Source organism: Tardiphaga sp. P9-11, assembly GCF_008329525.1.
Taxonomy (GTDB): domain Bacteria; phylum Pseudomonadota; class Alphaproteobacteria; order Rhizobiales; family Xanthobacteraceae; genus Tardiphaga.
Genome location: NZ_NPKQ01000014.1, coordinates 67640 through 91700, shown reverse-complemented (window position 1 = coordinate 91700; position 24061 = coordinate 67640). Strand labels below are relative to the sequence as shown.

24 protein-coding genes and 1 pseudogene are annotated in these 24061 nt (G+C 60.3%); 15 read left to right on the top strand and 10 right to left on the bottom strand.

Going from position 1 to position 24061, the window contains the following annotated elements; translation table 11 throughout:
• Positions 1 to 125, top strand: a pseudogene (locus CIW50_RS29835) (IS21-like element helper ATPase IstB); the annotation flags it as partial.
• A gap of 75 nt (positions 126 to 200) precedes the next feature.
• Here CIW50_RS29835 and CIW50_RS27550 read toward each other — a convergent pair.
• The 3 genes from CIW50_RS27550 to CIW50_RS27540 form a co-directional block, all read right to left on the bottom strand.
• The gene (locus tag CIW50_RS27550) at positions 201 to 1001 is read right to left on the bottom strand and encodes a PP2C family protein-serine/threonine phosphatase (protein WP_149534345.1); all 801 of its coding nucleotides are present in this window, start codon (positions 999 to 1001) and stop codon (positions 201 to 203) included.
• Positions 1001 to 1342 carry a superinfection immunity protein gene (locus CIW50_RS27545; protein ID WP_172980486.1) on the bottom strand — a complete coding sequence of 114 codons (342 nt, stop codon included), beginning with the start codon at positions 1340 to 1342 and terminating at the stop codon, positions 1001 to 1003. The genes CIW50_RS27550 and CIW50_RS27545 overlap by 1 nt, the downstream gene beginning before the upstream one ends.
• Positions 1343 to 1433: 91 nt before the next feature.
• Positions 1434 to 2003 carry a DUF4339 domain-containing protein gene (locus CIW50_RS27540; protein ID WP_149534343.1) on the bottom strand — a complete coding sequence of 190 codons (570 nt, stop codon included), beginning with the start codon at positions 2001 to 2003 and terminating at the stop codon, positions 1434 to 1436.
• 157 nt (positions 2004 to 2160) lie between these two features.
• On the opposite strand from CIW50_RS27540, the gene CIW50_RS27535 reads away from it, so the two are divergent.
• Entirely contained in the window at positions 2161 to 2421 is a 261-nt protein-coding gene (locus CIW50_RS27535) for a helix-turn-helix domain-containing protein (protein WP_149534342.1), read from the top strand.
• Positions 2422 to 2710: 289 nt separating this feature from the next.
• Here the strand turns inward: CIW50_RS27535 and CIW50_RS27525 are convergent, their stop codons facing one another.
• Positions 2711 to 3460 (bottom strand): SDR family oxidoreductase, encoded by a 750-nt coding sequence (locus CIW50_RS27525; RefSeq protein ID WP_149534341.1) that lies wholly within the window; start codon positions 3458 to 3460, stop codon positions 2711 to 2713.
• Positions 3461 to 3556: 96 nt separating this feature from the next.
• Between CIW50_RS27525 and CIW50_RS27520 the strand changes: the two genes are divergently transcribed.
• From CIW50_RS27520 to CIW50_RS27460, 13 genes are all read left to right on the top strand, one after another.
• Positions 3557 to 4456 (top strand): AraC family transcriptional regulator, encoded by a 900-nt coding sequence (locus tag CIW50_RS27520; protein WP_149534340.1) that lies wholly within the window; start codon positions 3557 to 3559, stop codon positions 4454 to 4456.
• Positions 4457 to 4661: 205 nt separating this feature from the next.
• Positions 4662 to 6353 carry an outer membrane beta-barrel protein gene (locus CIW50_RS27515; RefSeq protein ID WP_149534339.1) on the top strand — a complete coding sequence of 564 codons (1692 nt, stop codon included), beginning with the start codon at positions 4662 to 4664 and terminating at the stop codon, positions 6351 to 6353.
• Positions 6354 to 6726: 373 nt separating this feature from the next.
• The gene (locus tag CIW50_RS27510) at positions 6727 to 7044 is read left to right on the top strand and encodes a hypothetical protein (RefSeq protein WP_149534338.1); all 318 of its coding nucleotides are present in this window, start codon (positions 6727 to 6729) and stop codon (positions 7042 to 7044) included.
• A 328-nt stretch (positions 7045 to 7372) separates the two neighbouring features.
• Positions 7373 to 8017, top strand: coding sequence for a TetR/AcrR family transcriptional regulator (locus CIW50_RS27505; RefSeq protein WP_149534337.1), 645 nt, complete (start codon positions 7373 to 7375; stop codon positions 8015 to 8017).
• Positions 8018 to 8105: 88 nt separating this feature from the next.
• Entirely contained in the window at positions 8106 to 9836 is a 1731-nt protein-coding gene (locus CIW50_RS27500) for an FAD-dependent monooxygenase (RefSeq protein WP_172980485.1), read from the top strand.
• Between the two features lie 20 nt (positions 9837 to 9856).
• The gene (locus CIW50_RS27495) at positions 9857 to 10870 is read left to right on the top strand and encodes an ABC transporter substrate-binding protein (protein WP_149534335.1); all 1014 of its coding nucleotides are present in this window, start codon (positions 9857 to 9859) and stop codon (positions 10868 to 10870) included.
• A gap of 19 nt (positions 10871 to 10889) precedes the next feature.
• The gene (locus tag CIW50_RS27490) at positions 10890 to 11648 is read left to right on the top strand and encodes an ABC transporter permease (protein ID WP_149534334.1); all 759 of its coding nucleotides are present in this window, start codon (positions 10890 to 10892) and stop codon (positions 11646 to 11648) included.
• A gap of 1 nt (position 11649) precedes the next feature.
• Positions 11650 to 12441, top strand: a complete 792-nt coding sequence (locus tag CIW50_RS27485) for an ABC transporter ATP-binding protein (protein WP_149534333.1) — start codon at positions 11650 to 11652, stop codon at positions 12439 to 12441.
• Complete coding sequence (locus tag CIW50_RS27480) at positions 12441 to 13265, top strand: ABC transporter permease (RefSeq protein WP_149534332.1); 825 nt, start codon at positions 12441 to 12443, stop codon at positions 13263 to 13265. The genes CIW50_RS27485 and CIW50_RS27480 overlap by 1 nt, the downstream gene beginning before the upstream one ends.
• Positions 13266 to 13274: 9 nt before the next feature.
• A complete protein-coding gene (locus tag CIW50_RS27475) occupies positions 13275 to 13895 on the top strand; it encodes a glutathione S-transferase family protein (protein ID WP_149534331.1) in 621 nt (206 codons plus the stop codon).
• Positions 13896 to 13993: 98 nt separating this feature from the next.
• Positions 13994 to 14965: a VOC family protein gene (locus CIW50_RS27470; protein ID WP_149534330.1), complete on the top strand. Its 972-nt coding sequence runs from the start codon at positions 13994 to 13996 to the stop codon at positions 14963 to 14965.
• A gap of 4 nt (positions 14966 to 14969) precedes the next feature.
• Positions 14970 to 16499, top strand: a complete 1530-nt coding sequence (mhpA, locus tag CIW50_RS27465; protein ID WP_149534329.1) for a bifunctional 3-(3-hydroxy-phenyl)propionate/3-hydroxycinnamic acid hydroxylase MhpA — start codon at positions 14970 to 14972, stop codon at positions 16497 to 16499.
• A 42-nt stretch (positions 16500 to 16541) separates the two neighbouring features.
• A complete protein-coding gene (locus CIW50_RS27460; protein ID WP_149534328.1) occupies positions 16542 to 17399 on the top strand; it encodes a fumarylacetoacetate hydrolase family protein in 858 nt (285 codons plus the stop codon).
• A 32-nt stretch (positions 17400 to 17431) separates the two neighbouring features.
• On the opposite strand, the gene CIW50_RS27455 is transcribed toward CIW50_RS27460, so the two are convergent.
• The 6 genes from CIW50_RS27455 to CIW50_RS29655 all read right to left on the bottom strand — a co-directional run bounded on the left by CIW50_RS27455 (position 17432) and on the right by CIW50_RS29655 (position 23867).
• Entirely contained in the window at positions 17432 to 18091 is a 660-nt protein-coding gene (locus CIW50_RS27455; RefSeq protein WP_246664486.1) for a metallophosphoesterase family protein, read from the bottom strand.
• A gap of 212 nt (positions 18092 to 18303) precedes the next feature.
• Entirely contained in the window at positions 18304 to 18645 is a 342-nt protein-coding gene (locus tag CIW50_RS27450; RefSeq protein ID WP_149534326.1) for a DUF2958 domain-containing protein, read from the bottom strand.
• Positions 18638 to 19756 (bottom strand): PGN_0703 family putative restriction endonuclease, encoded by a 1119-nt coding sequence (locus CIW50_RS27445; RefSeq protein ID WP_149534325.1) that lies wholly within the window; start codon positions 19754 to 19756, stop codon positions 18638 to 18640. Before CIW50_RS27445 ends, CIW50_RS27450 begins: the two co-directional genes overlap by 8 nt.
• A 367-nt stretch (positions 19757 to 20123) precedes the next feature.
• Positions 20124 to 21797: a hypothetical protein gene (locus CIW50_RS27440; protein ID WP_502707552.1), complete on the bottom strand. Its 1674-nt coding sequence runs from the start codon at positions 21795 to 21797 to the stop codon at positions 20124 to 20126.
• A gap of 140 nt (positions 21798 to 21937) precedes the next feature.
• The gene (locus CIW50_RS27435) at positions 21938 to 23047 is read right to left on the bottom strand and encodes an ATP-dependent DNA helicase (RefSeq protein WP_502707555.1); all 1110 of its coding nucleotides are present in this window, start codon (positions 23045 to 23047) and stop codon (positions 21938 to 21940) included.
• Between the two features lie 55 nt (positions 23048 to 23102).
• Positions 23103 to 23867 carry a hypothetical protein gene (locus CIW50_RS29655; protein ID WP_246664484.1) on the bottom strand — a complete coding sequence of 255 codons (765 nt, stop codon included), beginning with the start codon at positions 23865 to 23867 and terminating at the stop codon, positions 23103 to 23105.
• Positions 23868 to 24061 lie beyond the last annotated feature (194 nt).

The following is a 24061-nucleotide window of genomic DNA, read 5'->3' as shown; positions in this document are numbered from 1 at the left end:
CCCGCGCTCGTCTCGTCTCCGCAACCCCGGCCAGCTCCGACGAGACGAGCGCTACCCCCAAACCAGCACGCTCAAAGGGGTCAAAATTGGACGCCGATCCGGGGTCAAATTTGAACGCCGATTGACAGCAAATCTTCATCATGCGTATTTGGCGGATAAACCGCCCTCCAGGATTATCGGAAGTGAACGGAGAACGGTGGCTAGGCTCGGGCGCGTCGCGCAACGACGATCGAGATGTTGTCGTGACCCCCGTGGCGGAACGCGAGGGCCGCGAGGTGTCGAGTTGCAAGGCCAGGATCTGTCATTCTAGTCAGAGCGTGGGTGATGTCGTCGTCCGAGACCAGATCGGTGAGGCCGTCGGTGCAAAGCAGAATGGCTTCGCCAAGCTTGAGCGGGACATCGACGTTGATGTGGGTCTCAACCGCTACGGGAAACGAAGAGCCGCCGAGCGACTGGGTGATGGCATGCGATCTGCGATGCCCAGAACGATTGGTGGCTTCGTCCGCGACGTCGTCATGGCTAAGCTGGATCAGCCTGTCGGCAGTGAGTAGGTAACAACGACTGTCGCCCACGTTGAAGGCGAGCAGCACTGTGGGCGACAGTAATGCTCCGGCCACCGTTGCTCCCATGCCAAGTGTGGCGTCGTGCTGCTGCATGATCGCGTAGAGATCTTGATTGGCATCCTCGACCGCCTCCGTGCAGGATGAAGGATTGGAGATCCGGTGGGCGGCTGTAACCAGATAGTCAAGCACGGCACGGCTGGCCATCGCGCCACGCGCGTGGCCACCTATGCCGTCTGCGACCATCAGGAGGCAGCAATCGTCCGGGGCTGTCATGATGACGGGGGAGATCATGTCGCCAGTCAGGACATCGGTGCCGACGGCGATCGCGTCCTCGTTGTTTGGACGCACGAGGCCGCGATGGGTGAAGGCAGCTATGCTCCAGCCGTTCGAGTTGATGGCCTCGCCGGAACAACACAGCTTTGATTGAGGAGCGCTCATCAGAGGGCCGAAGCACCCAGAAGCTTTGCCTTCAGGCCATCGAATTCCGCCTGGGATATCGCGCCTTGGACGAGGAGGCCGTGGAGGCGTTCCAACTCATGTGAGAGCGACGTCTGAGGCAACGGCGGTGGTTCGACGACTTGGATCTTCTTCACGTCGTTGATGAAGAGATTGAGGCCGGATTCTCCGCCGTTGCTGGTTGAGCCGACACGATGAGCTGCCCGCATTGCCCAGACCAGCGCGATACCCCAGCCAATGATCGTCCCGCCGAAGGCGATGTTGATGACTAGAATGATCCAGCGGTTCGGATGGCTCCGCCGGAACGCGATGATGCTCGGCATAATGTAAATGATGCCGGCAATGAGGAAGCTGATGCCTAGGAAGATGACGACGGCGAGGTCGTCAGAAGGAGGCTGAGAGCTCGAATTCATGTCACATGGCTCGCAGCACGATGGAGACGATAAATGTTGCGATCCAGACGAAACCGTAGGTCGGCGTCTGGCGCAACCGTTGCGCACGTAGGAAGAGGTAGACGGGCGCCAACAGCAGAGCGAATAACGTCATCCAGCCGGAGCTGTAGCCGGCGCGCTTGAGTTGCTCTGCATCAACCAGACATAGCGTCGCGTTTATGAATAACGGAAGCCAAATGAGCGGTGCTAGAAATACATGGAAGAACTGGTCGTCCGCCGGATGGCTGTTTTGGTAGCCAAGGATAGCAATATCCGCGAACAGATATGCAATCGGTGCGCAGGCGAGCGCCCAGACCCAGCCATTGTTCACATGGCTCGCGGCGATGGGGGGTGGGGTGTCCTTGAGCTGGGTCCCAATCTCAGTGGCGCGCAGCGGTTGCCACTCGGCCAAACCTTTTTGCCAGATCAGCGTCTCGCCATCGATCGTCTGCGCCGCCAAGAGTTCGCGCAGCTTGCCAGCGGGGACTGGGCCTTGGCGCTGTCCGCCCAATGTATAGAACCATGCTTCGTCACTTGTCGTCGTGTCACTCATTATTGCCCCAGCTTCTCTTTGTGTTCTTGAGATCCAACGTCCTCAGTTGGTGATTCATCCGTCGGGAGCGGATCTTTCGCCTTAGCCCGAAGCGATTATCAAAATAGGGACATTATAGTGCGTGTTTTAATGGACCGCAAAGCCGTTTGTTCTGCCTATGAAGGCAACGGCCCTGGTAGCTTGGAATTTGAGGCGGCTTCGCGTGAAACGCGTCCTGTCTCAGGAGGCATTGGCGGTGGACGCTGGTGTCGATCGCTCTTACGTCGGACGAATCGAGCGCGGGGTTGAAAACCCAACTGTCGAAACCCTGGACCGGCTTGCTGCTGCCTTGGAGGTTGCGGTAGGTGAATTGCTGCTGGCGCCCAAGCAAGGTGAAAAGCCTCCTACGACCCTTCGAAAAGGGCGCAAGAAGAAGTGAGGATTGCGGCCGACGGAACGAGGAAGAGAGCCCCATAAGGGGCTCTCCAGCTTTCTTACCTTGCAAGTCATCGAGCTACGGCGCGCTTTCCAAGTCCCTCACGTGCCGATACCCCTCATGCTCTGGGAAGATCGCACGAAAGCTTTTCATCGATAGGCAGCTTCCACCTTGTTGCTGGTCGCGTGGCCGAGGGCCATTTCGACGACTTCATTGGGTAAATTTGTTCGCTCTGCGGCGCGGTCGCGTAAGATCGAACGGGGGCGGTGAGAGACGCAGCATAGGACGGCCGTCATCGCGTCTCCGCGAGCGCTACAGCATCAGGCCCCGCAGGGAACCGAAGCCGACCGGTTGCATCTCGCACGGCGTTCCAGACGCCTTCCGCCACATCGCTCTCCCGGGTAATTAGAGCGGGCGCGGCAAAGCCTTCCATGATTGGCTTGGCGAAATCGGCGTACTCGCCCGGGAGCAGCTGGCCGAAGGGAATGATGGCGTTCGCGCCGAAGTTGGTGGTCGGTGCGCAGCCGGGCTCGACTAACTTCACCGCGATATCGAAGTAGGCGAGCTCATGGGCAAGCGAGCCGGTGAAGCCTTGGATCGCCTGTTTGCTAGCAGTGTAGGCAGCAGCCAGCGGGAACGCGCCGAGCGTGACGTTCGAGGTTACATTGACGATGATGCCCGAGCGGCGCGCACGCATCTGCGGGATGACCGCCTGGCACATCGCCATCACCCCGATCGTGTTGGTCTCAAGCAGCTGACGTACCAGCGACATCGGCGTCACCTCGAACGCCCCGACAGCTCCGATGCCAGCATTATTCACCAGCACGTCGATGGGGCCAGCGGCCTCAAGCAGCGCCGCGATGCTCGCTTCGTCGGTGACGTCGAGGGGCAAAACCCGCAACCGGCTGGTATCGCCAGCAAAGCCGGCCGCCTCGGGCCGCCGCATCGTGGCAATCACGTCCCAACCCTGTGCGAGGAAATGCTCGGTGATCGCCTTGCCATAACCCGACGAGGTTCCGGTGATGAGGATGGTCTTGATCATGTCAGTCTCCTTTGGTTCGAGGATCAGGAGATAGACGGGACGATCCATACTATCTATAAGCATTAGGACAAAAATGTTTATTGATCGTCCAGGAATATGGATCCACTCAGCGATATGATTGCCTTGTTGCGCCCCAGCGCCGCGGTGTCGAAGCCGATCGCGGGAAGCGGGCGTTGGGCCGTTCATTATGACGCGCATGACGCGCCTGGCTTTACGATCATCCTCTCGGGCGAGGCGTGGCTGACCTTCGATGGCAAGGAGCCGCTGCGTCTCGCTGAGGGAGATTTCTTGTTGCTGCCGACCACGCCCGCCTTCTCGCTGGCGAGCGAACCCCATATTCCCGGCAGGCCTGTCACGCCGAGTGGCGAAGCCGTCCGGCATGGCGACCCGGATGGTACGCCCGACTTCATGGCGTTGGGCGGGAGCTTTGCGTTCGAGCGGGTGAACAGTCCCCTCCTGCTGTCGCTTTTGCCCGAGCGTATCCATATCGCGGCATCGGAAGGTCGCTCGACGCGGTTCGGACGATTAACCGATCTCTTGGCCGAGGAATGCGCTACCGATTATCCCGGCAAAGAGCTGATCATTCAGCGCATGCTGGAGGCCTTACTGGTCGAGGCGCTTCGCTGGCGCAGCCTTGGCAATGAGGCTGTCCCGGCGGGCCTGTTGAGCGGGATGCAGGATCCGGCGATCGCCCGCGCGTTGCAGGCGATCCATGCCGATGTTCGCGCCAGCTGGACAGTGGCAGAACTCGCGAGCATCGCGGGCATGTCGCGCTCTGCCTTCTCGTCCCGGTTCGGAGACGTGCTGGGATGCGCGCCAATCGAGTATCTGATGCGCTGGCGCATGGCGATCGCCAAGGACGCGCTAGCCCGCGGCAACAAGACGCTAGATCGGATCGCAGAAGAGATTGGCTACGAGTCGGCCAGCGCCTTCAGCACTGCGTTTCGTAAGCGCCTCGGATGCCCGCCCGGCAAGTTCGCGCGCGACGCAGCCTAAGCCCATCCACCGCGAGCGCTTCTACCCGCTCCGAAAGGCCAATAGCCTGTTTGTACCTGCTGTCTGTCGCTCGGGTAAAAGCGCGTCGCCGGTGTGTCATCGTTGACGTCTTGCTAAAAAACATAGTTAGCGGACCGTAAAGGGGAAATTTAACGAATCTCGCCGAAGCTGCGCGCAATCTTGGTGCGGTGTTCGAGTGGGGTCCATGACCAGAGTATCTGTTGTCGTCGCTTCTCTGCTGCTTGGCGCAAGCCAGGCGGTCGCTGCGGATTTGCCGGAATACGGTCAGCCTTATCCCCTCGCGGTTTGGACATGGGCCGGACCCTATCTCGGCGTCCATATCGGCGGCGGATTGGGGCAATCCAGATTTACAGATAGCAATGGCCCGGCCGTTTATGGCGGCGATGTCAGAACGCCGACGGCTTTGGGAGGCGCGCAGGTAGGTTTTAATTTTCAGCCGAGCCGGAATCTGGTGCTCGGCGTCGAGGCCGATATTAGCGCAGTCAGCTCCAACGGCACCAATACGTGCCTTGCGTCATCCGGCTATTTCCTGTCGGCCAATTGCCGCGTGCGGCAGAACGCGCTGGGCACCGTTACAGGGCGCGTTGGCTTGGCGACTGGCGAGGCCGGGCGCACCTTGCTCTACGCCAAAGGTGGCGTCGCCTGGCTCAATCAGCAGATTGATATCAATACCAACCCGATCGACCTCTCGACCGGCACAAAGAACAGCCAATGGGGCTGGACCGCAGGCGTCGGCATCGAACGGGCGGTAGCGCCAGCTTGGTCGGTGAAGGTGGAATACGACTATGCCGGTTTCAACAGCTTCGGCATGGCGACGCCCGGCAGCTATTTCCAGCCGTTTCCGCCTTTTGCGCTCTATGGGACGACGCCACCAGGCAGCACTAGCGTTTCGCAGAACATCCAGACTGTCAAAGTCGGGCTGAACATGAAGTTCGGCGGCGATACCGATGCGCGGTGGGACGACGCCGAGAACATGCATCTGCGCGGTTCGCAAAGTGTTGAAGATCCGAGCATGCGCGGCGACATCGAGATCGGCGGACGCGTCTGGTATTCGTCGGGTCGTTTTCAGAAGGATCTCGGTGCAGGCACCGATCCGGCACAGCAGAACATCCTGAACTCGCGACTCACTTATGAGAGTCCGGCGGTCTCCGGCGAAGTGTTCGGTCGTGTCGATGGCCTGGCCGATTTCTTCCTCAAGGGCTTCATCGGCGGCGGCAAGTTGCTAAGCGGCAAGATGAACGACGAGGACTGGATGCCCGGCTACGGTGTTCCCTATTCGAACACCGTGTCGGACCCCGTGCAGGGCAGTATCGCCTATGCTACGGTCGATGTCGGCTATGCGTTTATCCGCGGCCCGGGAGTCAATGTGGGCCCGTTCATCGGCTACAATTATTATCGTGAGAACAAATCGGCCTATGGCTGCACGCAGATCGCCAATGCGACCGTCGCGGCACCTTGTGTGCCGGCGATCCCTGGATCGACGCTGGCGATCACGGAGGACGATACGTGGCATTCGTTGCGAGTCGGCCTTAACGGAGTCGTCATGCTGAACGATCGGCTGAAACTCACCGGCGATGCGGCCTATCTGCCTTATGTTCGCTTTTCGGGCGTCGACGACCACGTGTTGCGCAACGCATATGATACCCGCTCGCCGGAGAGCGGCGAAGGCAGGGGCGTGCAGCTGGAAACGATCCTCTCTTATTATGTGACGCCGTCATTCTCCGTCGGTGCAGGCGCGCGCTATTGGGCGATGTGGGCCACGGAGGATGCCAAGACCAATTTCTTCGGCACGCCATGTCCCTGTCAGACCCTGCCGGTCCGCACCGAGCGCTATGGCGGCTTCCTGCAAGCGGCCTATACGTTTAATACCGACTAAGAGGCGAAAGCCGTGGCCGATCGTCCGATACGCCGCGCTTCGATGCCTCTGACTCCGGGAATTTTGGTTCGCAATTGTCGTCATATCCGACCGAAAGTCTCAAGATCAGCGGCTCTCTTTTGCTGCGATGCCCTCAATGCCGACCAAAGCCGGTAACGAGTGGCACGGCCACGAGGATCGCGCTTGTTCGCGTTAGCCAAGCGTAACGGCCGGGGGCGGTGGCCCATCCGATCAGCTTGGCGGGATCAACTGTGGATCAGCAAGCCATTTGACCCCCCAATCGGCTTCCAATTTTGACCCCACCCGTGCCGTCGATGTGCCTGATCGCTTCTCGCTTGCGCGTCCACCACAAGACGGTGGACAGGCTCGCCGCATGAGTGATGCAGCAGCCACATCGCGTTGGGACCGAAGATTTATGAACCTGGCGGCCAACGTCGGAGCCTGGAGCAAAGATACTTCGGCAAAAAAGGGACGCATCATTGTGGGGCCCGACCGACTCATTCGTTCGACGGGATACAATGGATTTGTGCGCGGGTTGGACGACGACGTCGCGGAGCGGAATGAGCGGCCCGCGAAGTACATCTGGACGGAGCATGCCGAACGCAACGCCGTCTACAACGCGGCTCGCTTGCCTGAGTGGTGTCGCAGCGTCAAAGAGGTCGAAAGGAGCGAACCTGCCGAAGGGGATTAGGCGCGAGCGGCCATCTACAGACAACATCAAAACCAAGGCGCAATCGACATCATCGATGCGGTAGTTCCTCAATCAAACGGTGAAGGGTGCTTCCGAAAGGATGCTCGGTGCAATCCGCTTTGCTTCTGCAAGCGCAAGGCGTCGGGGCAGCTAGTATCGGTTCAGTGGTCTCTGTGTCTGAGCGCGTCTGCCGCGGGCTCTTTCTGACCTGACGGCAGTTCATCGCTGAAATTGAGCACGGGGGTAGAGGGCTTGGCTAAGATCTGGTTTCGCCGTTTTTTTCTGTTACATCATCTACTTCTCGCCTTGTAGGTGACAGTCGAAGACCATGGGTGTCGGTGTGGTAAGGGCAGCTAAATCAACGAAGCGAGGGGGGAGTACGTCCGGCGGGCCCGAATCCAGAGAGAAGATCATTGACGCCGCTACGAGGCTTTTTACGCAGACCTCGTTTCAAGATGTGCCCGTTGAAGAGATCGCCCGTCTGGCCGGGGTAGCGCACGGACTTGTTTTCCACTATTTCGGCACAAAGGCCAAGCTGTACGAAGCGGTTTCTAAGATCGCGGCAGATCGCCTCGATCAGCTACATATCGATGCGACACGACAGCCAAGGACGCCGAACGAGAAGCTGCGCGCTTTCCTGGTAAGTCACATGAACGCCGTCGAACAGCGGCGTGCGGATTATGTGTTTCACTCGCGCGGCGGTGGAACGCCGGCCATTCAAGCGATCTGGGAAAAATCCCGCAGCAATGCCATCCACTTGGTTCTCGGCTTTTTCAACATCGAAAAGCCTTCGGAGCCGCTTGTCGTCGCCACGAGGGCGTGGCTTGGATTCTACGACGAACTGGTCCTGGAGTGGATTCAGGGGCGGCGTGTGCTGCCCGATGGTGTGATCACCGCATCCCTGCAGCTGTTTCCCGTCGTAATGGCGCAAGCGCACGTCCTCGGCGCAGATGATGCACCGCAAAGCCTATAAGAAACGGCTTGACTGTTAGTCAATCTAAGGATTGACTGTCAGTCAATGAAGGTGACGCGGCTTAGAACGCGTCATGCCGGAGGAAGCGATGCCTGACGTTGCGGTTATCGGCGCGGGTCCTGTGGGGCTGACGTGCGCCTTGTTGCTGTCCCATGAGGGCATAGCGACGATCGTCTACGAACAGAATGCGACGACGTCCACGCATCCCCGTGGTCATGTCGTCAATGCGCGCAGCATGGAGATCTTTCGCTCTTTGGGGCTGGAAGAATCCATTCTGGCGCAAAGCCTTCCGGCCGATCGAAACCAGGGCGTTGCTTTCCTGCGACGGCTCGCCGAGCCTGCAGTGGCGGTGCTGCGCACGCGCGGTGTAACTGACCGCGATGCAGCCCATCGCGCCGCCAGTCCGAGCTTGCGCGCATCCTGTCCGCAGGATCGCCTCGAGCCGATCCTGCTGCAAGCGGCCCGCAACGATCCGAATATCGAGCTCCGCTTCGAAACCGAGATCCAAAGCGTTGCGCGTGAAGGCGATGGCGTGCGTCTGGTCGGCATCGGTCCGGATGGCGCGTTCGAAATCGCCGTTCCCTTCGTGGTTGGTGCCGACGGCGCGCGCAGCCTGGTTCGCCGGCAGGCCGGCATCGAAATGTCCGGGCGCGGCCGGATCGGACGCCAGATCGGCATCTATTTCGAAGCCGACTTGTGGTCGCTGGTCGAGGATCGCCCGTATCTATTGTGGTGGATCTATAATGCACAGACGTGTGGGGTCCTGATCGCGCTCGATGGGCGCCGTCGCTGGACCTATAATTTCGCTTTCGATGAGCAGAAGGAAACGGCAGCTGATTTCACGCCGGATCGCTGCGCCGACATCCTGCATGAGGTAATCGGTGTCGACGGCATCGACATCAAAATTCACTCGATCATGCCATGGCGGATGCAGGCGCGGCTGGCCGACCGCATGAATGCGGGACCGATTTTCCTGGCGGGCGATGCGGCCCATCCGCTCCCGCCGACGGGCGGGCAAGGTATGAATACAGGGATCGCAGACGTTCAGAATCTCGCCTGGAAACTGGCGCTGGTGTTGCGCGAACGGGCACCAGGCGCGTTGCTCGATAGCTATGATGCCGAGCGGCGGCCGATCGCGAAGATCAACATCGAGCAAAGTGTCGCCAATGCCTTGAAGATGGCCGAACTCGGTCTGTCCGGAATGGCGACGGCCGACAGCGCGATGGCGAGGAACCTGGACGGCGATGGCCGCGACGCGGCGGAGGCGCATATGCGCAACGTCGTGCCGAGCCTTCGGGAGCATTTCGATTATCCGGGCCAGACCTTCGGCCATGTCTATCAAAGCGGCGCTTTCGTCAGCGACGGGACATCGGCACCGCCATTTTCAGTGATTGACTACACGCCGGATGGCCGCCCCGGTCATCGCGCGCCGCACATCTGGCTGGAGCGCGGCGGACAGCCCGTTTCGACCATCGATCTGATCGGCTACGGGCGGTTCACGTTGTTCACGACGCCGGAGTTCAAGGCCTGGCACGCTCCATTCATGCAGGCCATCGACGCTCGGCAGTTGCGGGGCGGCGCCTGGTCGATCGGCGCAAGTGGTGACCTGGACGATCCGTCCGAACAATTCCGTGCGCTGTACGGGCTCGCGCAGGGCGGCGCCGTGCTGGTTCGGCCCGATGGTTACGTGACCTTTCGGACTACAGACCCGCACGCGGAGCCGCCCGACATTGTCGATGAAGCATTGGACGTCGCGCTCTGTCGGACGCCGAGACGACATCCGGAGCACGAAGCATATCTGCAAAAGACAGGTAGCTGAACATCAAGGGGAGGGACGTCATGAGCTACTCGGTAAAGAAAGCGCGGTTTGCAGCGCTGGTTTCCTGTCTGATGTTCGCGTCGGGCGGCAGCGCCGTGAAGGCGCAGACCGCCGTGACGATGGCGCTGCCGGCGCAGTCGCTGCTGTTCGCGCCGGCTTACATCGCCGTCGAGCGGGGGCTGTTTCGCGAACAGGGGATCGACCCCAAGATCATCTATGTCGCCGGGCCCGGTGTCATTCCGGCTGTGCTCGGCAAGAGCGCCGATTTTACGCTGATCTCCGGCGGCATTCAGGTCGCGGCAGCCGCGCGCAACCAGAAGCTTGTCGCGATTGCCAATACCCAGGATCGCTTCACGACCGATATCATCGTGCGCAAGCGGGTCGCCGACAAACTCGGGTCGATGGCCTCCGCAGGCGCCCTCGACAAGGTCAAGGCGCTCAAGGGACTGACCATCGGTATCGATGCGGTGAACGGTCTGCCGCACAGCTTCCTGCGTTATCTTGCCCGCAAGGCGGGCATGAATCCGGAAACAGACTTCACCATCACGGCTCTGCAGCCGCAGGCGATGGTCGCCGCAATGAAGAGCGGGACGATCGACGCGATGGCGTTCTCGCCGCCGTTCTCCCTGACGGCGGTCGCCGACGGCGGCGTGATGTGGGTGTCGGGTCCCGACGTCGACCTGCCGGAGATGAAGACGTTTCCCTACAACGTCGTTCTGGTGCGTCCGGATCATTGCCAGGCCCAGGCGGGGATCTGCCGTGGTTTCGTCGCGGCGCTGAAGAAGGCCGTCGCCTTGATGAAGAGCGATCCGGCCGCGAGCCTCGCGGCGCTCGGCAAGACCTTCGACAAGATGGAGCCCGGCGCGCTGAAGCAGTCGTTCGAGATCTTCGCGAAATATGCGCGGTCCGACCTCGAACTGACCGACGACATGTATCGTAACGTCGTCTCCTTCGACAGGATCAGCGGCATCATCCCGGAGGATGCCAAGGTTCCGCCTGCCGGCGAGCTGTACTCGCCGGCATCCGCCAACTAACGCCATCTGGAGCTGAGAGATGTGGGATCGCATCATCTTTGCGGCTGCACTGGCTGCGGTCTGGCAGGCAGGAAGCGCCTGGGCCGGGCCAGAGCAGATAAGCTCTCCGGTCCTGGTGGTGCAGCAGATCTATGTCTGGATCGCATCCGGCGTGCTGCTCGGTCATGTCGGCTACACCGTGCTCGAGGCGGCGCTCGGCTTCTTAATCGGAGCGGTGCCCGGCTTGCTGCTGCCGCTCGTGCTGCGGCGGCACGTGTTCCTCGCCGCCGTGCTCGATCCCTTCATCATGATCGGCTACGGGCTGCCAAAAATCGCGTTCATTCCGCTTTTCATCGTCTGGTTCGGGATCGGTATTTGGAGCAAGGTCGCGCTGGTCGCGAGCGTTAGTTTCTTCCTGGTTTTCTTCAGTACTTCTGAAGGAGTGCGAGCCGTCGATCCACGCCTGCTGCGGATGGCAAAGGTCGCCGGCGCCAGCGAAGCGCAATTGCTGCGCACCATCGTGCTGCCCTCGGCGACGCCGTTCGTCTTCCAGGCGGTCCAGATTGCCCTGCCGCTTTCGATCGGCGGTGCGGCGATCGCCGAATTGATCTCCTCAAACCGCGGCCTCGGCTACTTGATCCAGTCCTCGGCCGGCAACTTCGAGATCACCGGCGCGCTGGCCGCCGTCGCGGCGCTGACGCTGATCGTGGCGCTGACCAATATCGCCGTGGCCGCTGCAGAAGCGCAGCTACTGGCATGGCGTCCGCAGATGACCCCCAGCACTCCGAAGGCGGCCTGACATGACTTGTGAACCCGTTCTCGAAGCCCGCTATCTTGGCAGGTTCTTTAGCGACAGAGCGACGCAGAGCGAGCGCTGGATCATCAAGGGGCTCTCATTTGCGCTGCACGAAGGCGAGTTTGTCACGCTGGTTGGCCCATCGGGATCGGGAAAGTCGACGCTTCTGAATCTGCTCGCCCAGATCGATAGGCCTTCGGCGGGCGAGATCCGGCTCCACGGTGAGGTCATAAGCGCGCCGTCGCGGCCGGGTCAGAGCGCGGGCGCAAATGGACGCATCGGCTACATCATGCAGGACGACAACCTGCTGCCGTGGCGCACGCTGCGCGCCAATGTCGAATACCCGCTGCAGATCCAGGGCCGGCTCGATGCCTCGTTTCGCAAGCGGGTCGATGAGTTGATCGCCGCTGTCGGCCTGAACGGTTTTGAGAACCACTATCCGCACGAATTGTCGGGCGGCATGCGCAAACGCGCGTCGATCATCCGCACGCTGGCCTATGATCCGCCTGTGATCCTGATGGACGAACCATTCGGGGCACTCGATGCGGAGTCGCGTCTGCACATTCAGGAGGATCTGGTCCGGCTGTGGGAACTCGGTCGTAAGACCATTCTGTTCGTGACGCACGACATTACCGAGGCCATCGCGCTAGGCGATCGGACGCTGACGCTGACGAAGTCGCCGGCCTGCATTCGCGGCGAACATCTGATCGACATCTCCCGCCCGCGCTCGGTCGATAGCCTCGTCACCGAACCGAATTATCCTGGCATCTTCAGCCGCATCCGGGCGGAGGTCTGATGAGCCAGTCCATCAGCCACATCGTTCCCGAGATCGCGGAGCCCCAGCTGCGTCGCTCCGTTATGCCCTGGCTCGCGCTGGCCCGCGGCGGCGTTGCAATCGGCTTGCTGTTGATGTGGGAAGCATTCGCCCGCTGGGTTCCGGATTTGATTGCCGGCCCGTTGCCAACCCTACTACGTGTGATGGATCTGGTTCGGACCGGCGAGATCGTCTCGATGGTCTGGGCAACGACGCTGGAAGCCATCGGCGGACTTCTGATCGGCGCAGGCCTCGGGGTAGTGCTTCCGTTTGTCGTGCAAATGTCGCCGAGGCTGTCGGCCGTCATCGAGCCGTTTGCCAAGACAACGGTCGGGATTCCGAAACTGGCGCTAAGTCCGATCCTGATCATGTGGTTCGGGATCGGCCTGACGTCGAAGATCGTGCTTGTGGCTCTGATGACGTTCTTCCTTGTCTTCGTCGCCACCTTTGTCGGCATTCGGTCGGTCGGACCTAACCTGATCCGGACGGTCGCGATTTTCGGCGCTGGCAAGCTCGAGATCGCTCGCGAGGTTTTGTGGAATTCGTCCCAGCCCTTCGTCTGGGCGGCGCTGCGGGCGGCGCTGCCGTGGGCGATCAACGCGGCGCTGGTCGGTGAATTCCTCTCGGCCGAAAATGGCATCGGTTACTACATTCACCACTCCTACAACCTGGCCGATATTACCGGTGTCTATGCCGGCATGGTCATCACCGCGGCGCTTGTGCTGCTCGCCGACGCCGTGCTGCGCCTCTTCCAGCGCCGTGCCTTGGCCTGGCGTCCCGACAACGCCGATCAAACTCTCCATTAGAGGATAAGCATGAAACTATTCTACGCACCCGGCGCGTGTTCGATTGGCATCCACTATCTGCTCGAGACCATCGGACACCCCTACGACCGGCAGAAGATCGACATCAAGACGGGCGAGAACCGCCAGCCCTGGTATCTGGCCATCAACCCGAAAGCCAAGGTGCCCACGCTGCAGCGTGACGACGGATCGGTGCTGACGGAATTCCCAGTGATCGCGCAACACATCGCTGCGTCGGCGCCGGACACCGGCTTGGTGCCGTCGGACTCCGAGCGTGCATTGCGGGCGGCCGAACTGACCGATTACCTTGTCTCGACTCTGCATATGCAGGGCTTCTCGCGCATCTTTCGTCCGGCAAAATTTTGCGAGGATCCAGCCACGCACGATGCCATCCAGCGTGAGGGGCGCTACGTGGTGGCCGCCGGGCTCGCCGTTGTCGAGCGCGATTTGAAACAAGGCGGCGCTTTGCACGGCGAGGCGACCTTCGCGGATGCTGCCCTGTTCTACGTGCTGTTCTGGGCCATCGACCGCGCGAAGCTCGAGGTCCCTGCGGCCGGCGCCGAACGCTACGCCAGATTGAAATCGAGCGATGCAGCGCGGCGCGTGTTCGCGGAGGAGGGCATTACGCTATGAGCTGGCGCGGCCCGTTAAGACGATGAACAAGGTTATCGATGCCCGGGGCATCGAGCGTCAGTATCAGTAATGACCGCATTTCCGACAGGAGATATGCAATGGCTCTCAAATCCCTCGGCTATATCGGCATCCAGTCCACCAAACTCGAGGACTGGAGCGACTTTGCCACCAATCTTCTGGGCATGCAGCCGGTCGATCGGGGCGGAGCGGTGCGAACGTTCAGGATGGACGATCGCAAGCAGCGACTTGTGGTGACCGGAGCGGACAACGAAGGGCTCGGCTTCATGGGCTGGGAGGTCGATCATCACGACGACCTGGAAGCAATGGCCGCGCGGCTGGATGCACATGGCGTCCGGGTCAAGCGTGGCACGCGGGCGCTGGCTGACGAACGCCGCGTCGGCGACGTCATCGTCTTCACCGATCCCAACGGGCACCGCGTCGAGATATTTCACACGCCGGAGATCGCGAGCGACCCGTTCAGCCCCGGCCGGCCGATTTCCGGGTTCAAGACGGGACCGCTAGGCATGGGGCACGTGGTCCTGAATGTCGACAATATCGAGCAGGCGATGGTGTTCTATCGCGATGTGCTCGGCTTCAGCGTAACTGACTATGGACTGAAGCCCTATCCGCTATATTTCTTCCACATCAACGGCCGCCATCACTCCTTTGCGATGGTCGGTTCCGGAAAGCAGAGCTTCCACCATTTCATGGTCGAACTGCAGAGCCTCGACGATGTCGGGCAGGGCTACGATCTCGCCCAACTGGACGAAGGTCGCATCGCCTATACGCTGGGACGCCACACCAACGATCATATGACGTCGTTCTATGCACATTCGCCGTCGGATTTCTTCGTCGAATACGGTTGGGGTGCACAGGTTATCGATCCCAAGACCTGGGAGCCTTTCGAGACCCATGACGGTCCGAGCCTGTGGGGCCACGAGCGGCTTTACATGGCGGAAGAACAGCGCAAACGTATGCGAGACATGCGGCTGGACGCCGCCCGTCGCGGCGTCCGCGTTCCAAATCCGGCCAACTGCGCTTGGCTCGACTCCGTGGTGCGGGCGGAGTAGCGGAATGTCCATCAGCGACGAAACCATCGAGGTGGTGGACGTGGCAATCGTCGGCCTAGGGCCGGTCGGTGCGACACTGGCGCTGCTGTTGGGCCGCGCCGGCCTCTCCGTTACCGTGCTGGAACGCGAGGCCGAGCCGTATCCTCTGCCGCGCGCGGTTCACTTCGATGACGAGGTGATGCGCGTCTTTCAGACGATTGGCATCGCCGCCGACGTGCTGCCCTCCACTTGCCTGTCGCCTGGCATGCTGTTCGTCGATGCCGATGGCCGGCGCATGCTCGACTGGTCGCGGTCGGCGAACATCGGGCCGCAGGGCTGGCATGAAAGCTACCGCTTTCATCAGCCGGACCTCGAGCGCGTGCTGCGCCACAAGCTTGCGACGCTGCCCGAGGCGACGGTGCTCACGCGCCGCGATGTGTTCGCCATCGATCAGGATGCGGGCGGCGCGACATTGCGCTTCGAGGATCTTGCCTCGGGCCAGCTGGAACAGATCCGCGCACGCTATGTGGTCGGCTGCGACGGGGCGCGCTCGCTGGTTCGGCGTCTAATCGGTTCGACGTCCACCGATCTGGGCTTTCACGAGCGCTGGCTGGTGGTCGATTGCCTGCTCAAGCGTGACAGGCCGGATCTCGGCGATCATAGCATCCAGTTCTGCGAACCGGAGCGGCCCGCGACCTATGTGCGCGGTGTGGGACAGCGACGCCGCTGGGAGATCGCGGCGCACGATGACGAGAGCAACGCAGCGCTGATCGAGCCGGCCAAGATCTGGCAATTGCTGTCGCGCTGGATCACGCCCGAGGATGCCGACCTCGAACGCGCGGCCGTGTACATGTTCCATTCGGTGGTCGCGCGCCAATGGCGACGAGACCGGTTGCTGATTGCTGGCGATTCCGCCCATCAGACGCCGCCATTTCTGGGTCAGGGGCTTTGTGCGGGGATCCGCGATGCCAGCAATCTGGCGTGGAAACTGATCGCGGTGATCCGGGGCGGCGCCGACGATGCGCTGCTCGATTCCTATACCAGCGAACGGGCGCCGCATGTCACCGAATATATCGAGCTTGCTGTGCGGCTGGGCGGATTGATCAATACCCGCGCCGTGGAGCGCGCATTGCCGGGTGCGTCGACCAGCGCCGAGCCAGTCCGCATGAGCTCGATCAAGCCCCGTCTAGGCCCCGGCCTGGCGCCGGACGGCGTACGCCCCATCGGGATGCCCGGGCCGCAACCGTGCATGTCGGATGGGCGGCTTCTCGATGATCATGTCGGATATGGATTTGCCCTGATCGCGCGCGCTGGCGATGATGTTGCCGACGAGGTGCTGCGGCGGCAATGCCGTCAGCGGGGCGTGGCTTTCGTAGCAGTCGATGACGACAGTCCGCTGCGGACTTGGCTGGATCACGGCAACATGAACGCTGCACTGATCAGGCCTGATCGGTACGTACTCGCTGTTGCTGAGACGCCGAGTGACGCGGCGAACCTGCTCAAACAAGCTCTCCACCTTCAAGCGCCTCAAGACCGAAAAGCCTGCGCTGCGTGAGCGCCCCGGATCATTTTATCTTCAACTCCAGAAAGAATAATTATGAAACTCGTATCGTTCCAGGCTGACAACGTGGCTCGCTTTGGCGCCGTGAAAGACCAAGGAATTGTCGAACTCGGGCCGCATTTCAAGGACCGGGGCATTGCGTCGCTGCGGCAGCTTCTCGCAGCAGACGCGCTCGATGAGGCGAAGCGTATCGTAGAGCAGTCTGCGCCACACTGGAAAATCGATAACGTCACGTTCCTTCCGGTGATCCCGGACCCTGGAAAGATTCTCTGCATCGGTCTCAACTATCGCGATCATGTCGAAGAGACCGGGCGCACCGTGACGGAAAATCCGGCGCTCTTCGTCCGTTTTCCTGAAAGCCAGGTGGGTCACCTACAACCGATCGTGAAGCCGCTCGAATCCGATCATTTCGATTACGAGGGCGAACTGGCCGTGGTGATCGGCAAAGGAGGTCGCCGCATTCCGGAAGATCGCGCACTGTCCGCGATTGCCGGATATTCATGCTACAATGAAGGCAGCATCAGAGATTGGCAGCGCCACACGTCGCAATTTGTCGCAGGGAAGACTTTCGCGCGGACCGGATCGTTCGGGCCATGGCTGATGACGGTCGATGAGATTCCCGATCCATCGAAGCTGTCGTTGCAAACCCGCCTCAACGGCGAGGTCGTTCAGAAGTCAACGACGGACTTACTGATCACCGGGATTCCAGCGCTCATCAACTATTGCTCCACAATAATGACTCTCGAGCCCGGCGACGTGATCGTCACCGGCACACCTGGCGGCGTCGGAGCCAAGCGGTCTCCGCCGTTGTGGATGAAGGATGGCGACATCGTTGAAGTTGAAATCGGCGGAATCGGTGTGCTGCGTAATGCCGTAGTCGCCGAAGAATCTTAGGTGAACGTGAAAGTGCGTGCGCCGCTTCACCGTCAGCGAGCAGTGAGTAAATGTATGGGACCGCAGTGATCGTCGTTGAAGACAGCGGCCGTGAGCGGGCCACCGTAGACGGCGCCGGTATCGATGTTGAGTCGATTGGGTTGGACGTCAGGGTGGCCGGTCAATTGAGGTGTATGACCATGGACGACGAAGCGCGAGTATTGAGCTTTGGATGAGAGGAAGGGCTCCCTGATCCATAGGAGGTCGAATTGATCTTGGGCATGAAGTGGGCGGTCGGGGTTGATCCCCGCGTGGACGTAGAACCGATGTTCGTCCTGATATGATGTGGGTAGGGTCCGGAGCCAGTCGATATGTGCTGGTGGGAGGTCGCGCGGGGAGGAGATGCCGTAGCTCACGAGAGTGCTTGCGCCGCCATTCGATAGCCAATTGTCGGTCCAGGTGTCGTCATCGTGAGCCGCGAGGGCGAGGTCCTCATGATTGCCCTTGAGGCAGATGACGTCATCCGGGTGGGCGCGCTGGAGGTCAATGAGATAATGAATGGCCTCACGGCTTTGCGGCCCGCGATCGATGTAGTCGCCGAGGAAGATGAACCGCATCGGTCTTCCAGCAGCATCATTGATACATTGGACGACCAGCTTCTTTAGCTTGGCGTAAGAGCCGTGAATGTCGCCGATACAATATATTCGTGTCATGCCGCTATCCAGCGTTTGGAATGAATCGGGACACGCTAAGCGTCTTCACTGGTCGAAACGTCGCGCGACCCCATTCGGCAACCAGATATCGTCCCACTCGGCGTACGGCGGCAGCAGGGATAAAAATTTCGGAAGAGCGGCATTTATTTCGAACCCTGAGGCGACGGCGTTGTGGACCGTCGCCCCTTGGGCATTTCGCGAATAAGTGATTGCTAGACCGTAATGCGTCCCGCAGCTCGCGCTTCGGCGACGTATTCGGACAGCGGCTTATCGGCGATGAAGTGTTGATCGCGTTCAACCGGAAGCCCGAGACGTCCTCGTACTTCCATGATCTCCTGGAGGCTGACGAAGCCTAACTCCGGCGCGCCTAGGCCAAGGTCGCACAATCCGAAAAGTCGGTCAGGCTCGTCGATGTCGCACTCCGTGAGGAGCCAGGTGGCACTCGCATCGGGACTAAATAACTTGCAGACTGGCCGATGGTCGCGTTCACCGGATAGCCCGTTAACTAAGAGGGAAACCCGATCCTCGACCGTGAGCGGTGTGAGTTCACGCATGGTTGCTCTCCACATCATTCCCCCGTCGTGATCTTTTGCGGGATGAAGGAGGCGGGGCAGCTGCGCTATTACTGCGTGAAGACTGATCGCCGCCGGTCTCCGTCATTGAGAGGTGGAAGATGCGTTCGAAGTCGCAATAGCGGCCCCATAACATCTTGGCGAGGTCGACGGCGCCGGCTTGACGAATGGCGTCGATAACGGTCTCGAGGGTGATCGCCTGGAAGCGGACTCGATCGTAGTCGAGCTCTTCTTCGGGAATGAGCTCGTTGGCGTAAATCCGGATCGCAGCCTGGACGCGGCGATTGAGGCGCGGCGCGATGACGACGAACATTGCTCGAGGCGTAAGACCGGCGTTGACGGCGAGCTGGCTTAGAGCGTGCTCACGGAAAAATTGTTCGCAAGCGACTGAACTAAGGACGGGGGAGTCAGGGTCATTGTAGAGTTCGACTTCCCGCGCCGCAGTCACATAGCGCTCTCGAGGGCGTGCCGGTGGGCCGTCCATAGTCTCACTAAATTTGCATTCGGCGAAGACTGTAGCGCGGTCGCCTTCGAGATCTGTAATCTCGATAGCTAGATCCCAAGCGCTTCCATCCATCAAGAAGCGAGTATCAGTCCTGTCGCGTTCGCGGCTGGGCGCTGTTTCGAATCTCAGACTGTGGACTTGCTTGACGAAATTCGGCAGCAACAAGCGGAAGGTTACCGTAGCGAGTTCGAGGTCCATGGCTAAGGGGGCGAAGATGTTGAAGCACATCGGCATGGAAGACAAAGCATTCCCGAAGAGGCGCTCTTCGTCGTAACAAGCTCCTTCTTCGCGCATGATCAGCTCGCGGCGGACGAAGGTGTGGACGGCAGGGGAGATGAAGTTGCGGCCGGCGCGTGCGGCCTCGGGCGAGAGAAGGGACTCAAGCGGGATGACGACGTCACCGTCCCCGTCCTTGCGGATGTGGTGGCCGGTCGGGATGCCGTTATCACGAAGCCACAAATGTTGGAGAAGTCGGGCAGCGGCTCGGAAGCGCGAGTCGATGATGCAGGCGACGCCGTGGTCCTTGAGGATGGACTGCGGGACGAGGGGGACGCGCGGTAAGGGCGCGGTAGTGAGGAAGGAGGACATACGAATCTCCGATCGCACAGGAGCGTGCGAGAGGGATTCGGAGCGATGCAGAAGATATTGATGAAGTAGATCGCCGAGATACTCACCTCCGCGGAAGTCGCGCCGAAGGAGTTATTCGATGTGCGCTTGCATTAAACTTTGAATTTCCTTGCCCTCGGAGGGAAGGAGGGAAGGAGGGAAGGCAGGGAAGGCAGGGAAGGCAGGGAAGGCAGGGAAGGCAGGGAAGGCAGGGAAGGCAGGGAAGGCAGGGAAGGCAGGGAAGGCTCCGCGTAAATTAATTCATGTCAAGCGCTTTGTCTCATGTTCGCCGCGTCACGGGTACAGCGATCTCACAATATATAGTCCGATCATCCGAGCATTGAAGATCTCAGGACTGTGGCCTCCAAAAGCCGGACATGATGGCTCGAATGTTTGGCCACTCCTGAAAAAGGAGCTTCAGGTCACGAACAACCCGGTGGCCTTCTTCCAGGCCGGACAGGACCTCGACTTGATCGCCGTATCGCGCGCCGCAAGATATGGGCACTGGTGTCAACTTGCCGATTGCGGAATGGACAAGAACCTCGCTCGATCGGCTGATCTGAACAATGCTGTCCGTTGGAACAGAGAGAACTTTGCGGCGATCAGTTTCGGCTGTGAGGACCACATACTTTCCCCAGTTAATTTGGAAAGCGCCAGCCTCGCTCGAGAAGGAAATGTCGAACATTGTGTTCCCGTGCGACCGAGACTGCGCGGTGATGAGGGCCGATCGATTGACGTATTCGGGCACTTGCGCAGAGGGCGCATACAACGCGGCTGTGACAACGCGTGGCAATTGGGCGAACTCGGCATCAGGCAGGCCGGTTCGGAAGGTGTACATGTTAACGGTGCGCAGCTCGACGAGCATCTCACCAACCCTTACGTGGCGCTGCTCGCCGCTCTCATTCATCGCCACACCATCGTGGTCGGCATAGACGGACTCAATGCGCGAGACGTTGTTCGCTTGCTGTTCTGACGTGCTCGGTGAGCCGGAGTCTGCGTCGGCTTGGATACCAATCTCGATGTGACCAAGCTGCGCGCCGGCTCGGATAACATCTCCCGGCCGCCAGGTTGCCGGACAGAACACACCATCGAATTGAGCGAGCATCGCGCACACGTCGCCGTTTCTGCCGGTCGTGGCGACCTGTGCTAAGCGCCTCCATTCTGGAGCCAATGCTTGCACCTTTGCCGGCTCCGTGCTGATCGTCCACTTGACGAAATCGGTGGTGCCAATCGGCAAGCTCGGCCTCAGGATGGCAGCTTTTGGGACTGCCATGAGCGGCGTGTTGAACGGGTTTGGAGGAGTACGTTCGGGTCGTTTAGACAGAAGGCGTCCGGGAGCGAAGGGATTTGCATCCGCCATTGACGGTGCAACGTTCTTGACTGTCCGTTTGACTGGAAGTGCCACATTGGGTTCCCCTAGCAGGGTCCGAAGCCGAGTGCGCTCCGCGCCCCGAGGTTCGTAGTCGTACCGCCACATCGATGAAGTAGCTTTAGGGTGGAACCGCTCCCAGTGCTCGAACGTAATGCTGATGCTGACGGGCTCTCCGATTGCCTTCTGTTGATCAGAGACTTTGATAGATGCATCGCGTCTCAGGTCATCTGCGGTCCCCGTGAAGCCTTCAATTGTTCCGATCGCCTTCGTCCCGTCGGCGAAAGTGACCGTGACCGCCTTGTTTGTCCGGATGAACGCGATGTGGCGTTGCTCAATTGACGCGTGGACACGCGTGTCCTTTGTCATGCAGAACAAAGCATCATTAGCGTGGAAGGCCTGCCCGTCGATCATGCTATGTCCAACGACACCGCCCTGGTTCGTAAGGACGGGAATAGGGTCTAGAACTGTGCCCGCGTCCTGGATGCGCTGGATCTGCTCGCGCGAAAACTTGAGATCTCGAAGTTGAGAACGCAGTTCGCCGAGGATCAGCGCCACATCATCCAACGATTTTGGTTTGCGGGGATAATTACCCCTGAACGCATCGATGAGTGCCTGCTGCGCGGCGATATAGTCGAGGCCAGTGATGGCCAACACAGCATCTCCGCGCGCGACGCGAGATCCCGAAGACGCCAAGACCCGTACAACTGTGCCGGGAGCCGGTGCCAGGCGAAAAGGGCCGCCTTCGGCGTCGACGACTACCCCAGCAAGTTCGAGAGATTTCGGAAGCTGGATCATGGCTGAGCGATGATCAGCGACTTAGCCGCGCGCGTAATGCCGGTGTAGACCCATTTGGATCGATCGTGTCGGAAGGCCTTCGACTCATCAAATAAGACTACCCGATCCCATTCCGATCCTTGCGCCTGATGCACTGTAAGGACGTTGCCGAAAGTGAAAACGTCACGGTCCTTCGCGCGCTTGCTGAGCTCGTCCAAATCGTCTTTCGACTTCACGGTGAAGCAGGCCGGATCGACACAAACAGAGACCTCGCAGTCGTTGAGTTCGGCGCTTAAGACCATGAAGACCTTGTCACTCTTGATGTCGGTGATTTCCTTGACGAACCAGATCTCGCCGTTGAGCACACCCTTTCCGCGGTTGTTCTTTCGGCAAACGAGCTTGTCACCGGCCACGGGCACGCCGTAGGGCCGCCCTAGAATCTCGCGGATGCGGTCATTGAGATATGTGACGGTCGACCAAGTTCCCGCGAGGATTTGATCGGCGTCGAGCACTTCCTGGTGGTCTAACTCCTTTGCCGAGATCACCTTGGTGGCGCCGAGGACGCCCTTCGGGATGTTCTTGCCGGAGCGGGCGAGGCCCGCCAACTGGATGATCGGATCGTCGCCAGTTTGGCGATGAATTTGCGTCAGCTGGATGTCGGCAGGTTGGTTCGTGAAGTAACCTGCACCCGTGACCGGAGGCAATTGCTCTTTATCGCCGAGCACGAGGATGGGAACGCCGAAGCTTTCAAGGTCGCGTCCCATTTTGGCGTCGACCATCGAGCATTCATCGATGATCAAGAGGCGGGCACCGCGGATGGGGCTGTCCTCGTTCAGGATAAAGGTGAGCTTGCCCTTCGCGTCGGTGTACGGTCTGTAGATCAGTGAATGGATGGTGGTCGCACCCTCGCACCCTTTGCCCCGCAACACGGATGCGGCCTTGCCGGAGAAGGCTGCAAACAGGACGTTGCCGCCGACCGCGCGAGCGATGTCACGAGCAACGGTGGTCTTGCCGGTACCCGCCGCGCCAAACAGCCGGAAGACTTGTCGCCGGGGTTTGGAGTTGTGCCATTTGACAACTTGAGCCAGCGCGCGCGCGTGCTCGCCTAAACCCGCCGAAGGGAGCAGGTTCACGGTGGAGGCTGCCGCTGTCGGCGCAAAAGGGTTGGCCGCGACCACTGGACTAGCCCTGCATGCCAGTCTGCACGAGGGCAAGATAATCACCCATGAGCTGGCTCGGCGTTTCACTGCCCTCGGGATTGCCCCGGTAGCCCGAGAACAGCGCCACGAGACGGCGGAGGACGGCCAGGACCATGGTGCGCGAGGCAACGTCGGATGGCACGGGAAGCAGGCCGTAGCCGGGTTGCCAGATTTCGGGGAAACGATCGTCGAGCTCTGGGGCGGCGAGTGACAGCAGCGTGCGATGGAATTGGGTGAAGGCCTCGGCATCGATGTTGCCGCCCCCAGATGTCGTGGCGATGTTTTGATACGCCTGAGCTATGCGCGAGGCTTCGAGGTCGCCGGCCATATTGACCGCGATGTGAACCGCATCATCCCAGATGGAGGGCCACCCAAGTGGACGTGCGAACGGATTCGTCGTCGGATCCCGCTGGAGATACTCTTCGACGCGCTGGACAAGGCGGGAGCGCGACGGTGCAATATACTCGTCAGCATCGGCCTGCATCTGGACAGCCTCGTGCAGGCGGTCGGGCGCGGTGTGCTCATTGATCTCTACGACCCCGTCAAGGTCGATCAGGTCCTCAATGTCGGTCGGGCTGTAAGCTTCAAGCTCGGAGCGTACGATGTATTGATGGCCCTCGTGCAGGACCGAGCGAAGAGCGCTACTCTGGAGAAGGCTTTCGACTGCATGCGTCGAAATTCCATGAAGTAGAATCAATTGTCCGAGGTCTGGATGATGTGCTGTGCGAGGTCGTTGGATGGTGGACATGTCAGCCTTTGGTCTGTCTGAGCGGCATGCATATACAGTGCGCACCGCATTCCCGTTTCACCTCCTATGCGCGGAGGCATTGCGTCGGGTGAATAGCAATCGTCAGCGATGGGAATGGTCAAGACCCTGCGGGCTGAATCGCTACCCCCCTTGCGCAATTTAATTGTCTTGTGTTGCTGATGCTTCAGATCGAT